The sequence below is a fragment of the Falsiroseomonas sp. RANM36 genome, from assembly GCF_056682175.1.
Genome location: NZ_JBWXTD010000003.1, coordinates 1,314,907 through 1,317,710, shown reverse-complemented (window position 1 = coordinate 1,317,710; position 2,804 = coordinate 1,314,907). Strand labels below are relative to the sequence as shown.

Genomic DNA, 2,804 nt, shown 5'->3' with positions numbered 1-2,804 from the left:
GGCGCGGCCGTGGGGCGCGCCGCGGGCCCGCCCGGGGGGGGGGGGGGGGGCGCTGCTGCTGCCGCTGCCCGGGCCGCTGGCGCCGCTCGGCCAGGCACTGCTCCCGGCGGGCACCATGGCGCTGTGCGACGAGGCGCCGAGCGGGGTGGAGTTCCTGCCGCGCCGGCGGGGGTGCCGCCGGTGTCGCGCGGCAGGAACTCCACCCCGCTCGACGCCTCGTCGAACAGCGCCATGGTGCCCGCCTGGAGCAGTGCCTGGCCGAGCGGCGCCTGCGGCCCGGTCAGCGGCAGCAGCAGCGCCGCCCGCGCCCCCGCGGGGCGGGCCGGGGCGGCGCCGAGCGGCGGCGCGGTCGGGACCGCGACCGGGACGGAGGCTTGCGGAGCACAGGCCGCCAGGCCGAGAAGGGCCGCAGCGGCAAGGCCGCCCAGTCCACGGCGGGACAGGGCCCTGGAAGGATGCGGAGGCGGCGTGGCGGATGATGGCAAGCGGCGATCCTCCTCAACGGTCGGCGGCCCGCCCCGGCGAGGCCCCGGCGGGGCTGTCGCTGGTGGCGACGCCGATCGGCAATCTCGGCGACCTGTCGCCACGCGCCCTCGCGGTGCTCGGCGGGGTGGACGCCGTGCTCTGCGAGGATACGCGGGTGACCGGCCAGTTGCTTGCCCGTCATGGCATGTCCGTGCCGCTCCTGCCACTGCATGATCACAACGAGACGGAGATGACCCCGCGGCTGCTGGCCCGGCGGCGGGCGGGGGAGCGCCTGGCCCTGGTCTCCGAGGCCGGGACGCCGCTGGTCTCCGACCCCGGTTACCGCCTGGTCCGCGCGGCCCTCGCCGCGGGGCTGCCCACCCCGGCCACCCCGGGCCCGACCGCGGCCGTGATGGCCCTGACGCTGTCGGGCCTGCCGCCCAACCCCTTCCTGTTCCAGGGGTTCCTGCCGCCGACGGCCGGGCCGCGGGCGGCGGCGATCGGCCGGCTGCGCGCGGCCGAGCGGGCCGGGCTTTCCGCGACCGTCGTGTTCTTCGAGGCACCGCACCGGCTGGCCGAAACGCTGGCCGCCCTGGCCGAGGGGCTCGGCCCCGACCGCCCTGCGGCGGTCGCGCGCGAACTGACGAAGCGCTTCGAGGAGGTGCGGCGCGGGAGCCTCTCCGCCCTCGCCGCCCACTACGCCACGGCCGAGGCGCGGGGCGAGATCTGCATCGTGGTCGGCCCGGCGCCGGAGGAGACGACGGCGGAAGCCGACCTCGATTCGCAGCTGCGCGCCGCGATGCAGGGCGCCAGCCTGCGCGATGCCGCCGCCATGGTGGCCGCCGCCACCGGCCTGCCGCGCAAGCAGGTCTATGCGCGGGCGCTGGAGCTTTCCCGCCAGCCCTGATGCCTGCCGCCGGCAGACCCGAGCTGCGTCCGGCAAGCGCCGGCCGAGCCGCCGACCGACGGAGCGGGTCGGCCCGGTCAGGCGCTGCCTTGCATGGTGGGCGGGCCGATTCAGACCTCCGGGGCCCTAGCCCCTCCGGTCATCGGGCCGCCTCAGCCGCGCAGCGCGCGGACGATGCCTTCCCGCAACTGTGCCGCCATGCCCGCCCAGTCGTTCAGCCGCGCGCCCGCCGCGCGCGCCGCGGCCGTGGCCCTGGCGAATTCCGCCGGGTCGGGCCGCCGCGCCAGCGCCGGGGCGAGCGCCGCGGGCTCGGGCGGCACCAGCAGGCCGGCGCCGGTGCCGCGCAGCTGCTCCGACAGGCCGCCGACCTCGGTGGCGACGACCGGCACGCCGCAGGCCAATGCCACAGGCAGCACGCCGGACTGGCTTGCCTCGCGATACGGCAGCACCAGCACGCGCGCGGCGGCAACCAGCGTCGCCATCTCGGCATCCGGCACCCAGCGCTGTTCCAGCGTGACGCCCGGCAGCGCGGCCAGGCCGGGGGCCAGCGCCTCGGCATCGCCCTCGCCGACCACGCGCAGCGTCGCGCCGGGATGCGCCGCGCGCAGCGCCGGCCAGGCGTCGCGCAGCAGGTCGAGCCCCTTGTAGCGGCGGAAACGGCCGAAGAAGAGGAAGTCCGCGGTCTTCTCCGCGGTCGCGGGGCCGTCCGTCAGCAGCGCGCCGAGATCCAGGCGGATCAGCGGCAATCCGGGCCGCCGCGCCAGCACTGCCTCGGCCACCGCCTCGCTGAACACCACCGCGGCGCGCGCCGGGGCCAGTTCGCGCCGCAGCCGCCAGTCGAACAGCACCGCCGGGTCGCCCGGATGCGGCACCGCGTCGTGGATCGCCGGGACGAAGGCGAGGCCGGCGCGGGCCAGTGCGGGGGCGACGAAGGGCGTCCAGGGATGCGCCATGGCGGAGAACACCACCGGCGTCTCCTGCTCCCGCGCGAAGCGCACCAGCCCCGCGGCCAGCCCGGGCAGGCGGGCGAAGCCGGCGACGAAGCCGGGCACGCCGGTGTAGGTGGCGACCTCCTGCCGCGGCGCGGGCAGGGCGCGGAAGGCGCCGATCAGCTCGTTCTGGCGCGAGAGGGACATCGCGAGCCCGCCCGGCGCGAGCCCGCGCGCCAGGTTCAGCGCGAATTGCGCGCCGCCCCCGCGCCTTCCCCAATACCACAGCAGCACGCGGTTCATGCCGGCGCCCCGATCTGCCGCAGCCGCGCGACATAGGCCTCGGCGGTCCAATGCTTGGCGGCGTATTCCGCCGCGGCGCTGCCGAGCCGGGCGCGCAGCGCCGCGGCGGCGCGCCGCCCCCCCCGCGCCGCGGCGGCGGAGCCCGTGTCCGGCGCGGCCCCGCGCATCCGCGGGGAGTGGGTGGGGCGCGGCGGGGCGCG

3 protein-coding genes are annotated in these 2,804 nt (G+C 78.4%); 1 reads left to right on the top strand and 2 read right to left on the bottom strand.

The genetic code is table 11. From position 1 onward, the window contains the following. Positions 1-475: 475 nt before the first annotated feature. A complete protein-coding gene (gene rsmI / locus AC1MIR_RS11155) occupies positions 476-1,372 on the top strand; it encodes a 16S rRNA (cytidine(1402)-2'-O)-methyltransferase (RefSeq protein ID WP_480028227.1) in 897 nt (298 codons plus the stop codon). Between the two features lie 152 nt (positions 1,373-1,524). Here rsmI and AC1MIR_RS11150 read toward each other — a convergent pair whose 3' ends face one another. Both AC1MIR_RS11150 and AC1MIR_RS11145 read right to left on the bottom strand, forming a co-directional pair. Beyond that, entirely contained in the window at positions 1,525-2,604 is a 1,080-nt protein-coding gene (locus tag AC1MIR_RS11150; protein WP_480028226.1) for a glycosyltransferase, read from the bottom strand. Continuing rightward, on the bottom strand, positions 2,601-2,804 hold a 204-nt coding region (locus AC1MIR_RS11145), incomplete at its 5' end, for a hypothetical protein (protein ID WP_480028225.1). The genes AC1MIR_RS11150 and AC1MIR_RS11145, both read right to left, overlap by 4 nt.

Coding starts and splice junctions, on each gene's coding strand:
- rsmI (WP_480028227.1), top strand. CDS start 476: ATGATGGCAAGCGGCGATCCTCCTCAACGGTCGGCGGCCCGCCCCGGC.
- AC1MIR_RS11150 (WP_480028226.1), bottom strand. CDS start 2,604: ATGAACCGCGTGCTGCTGTGGTATTGGGGAAGGCGCGGGGGCGGCGCG.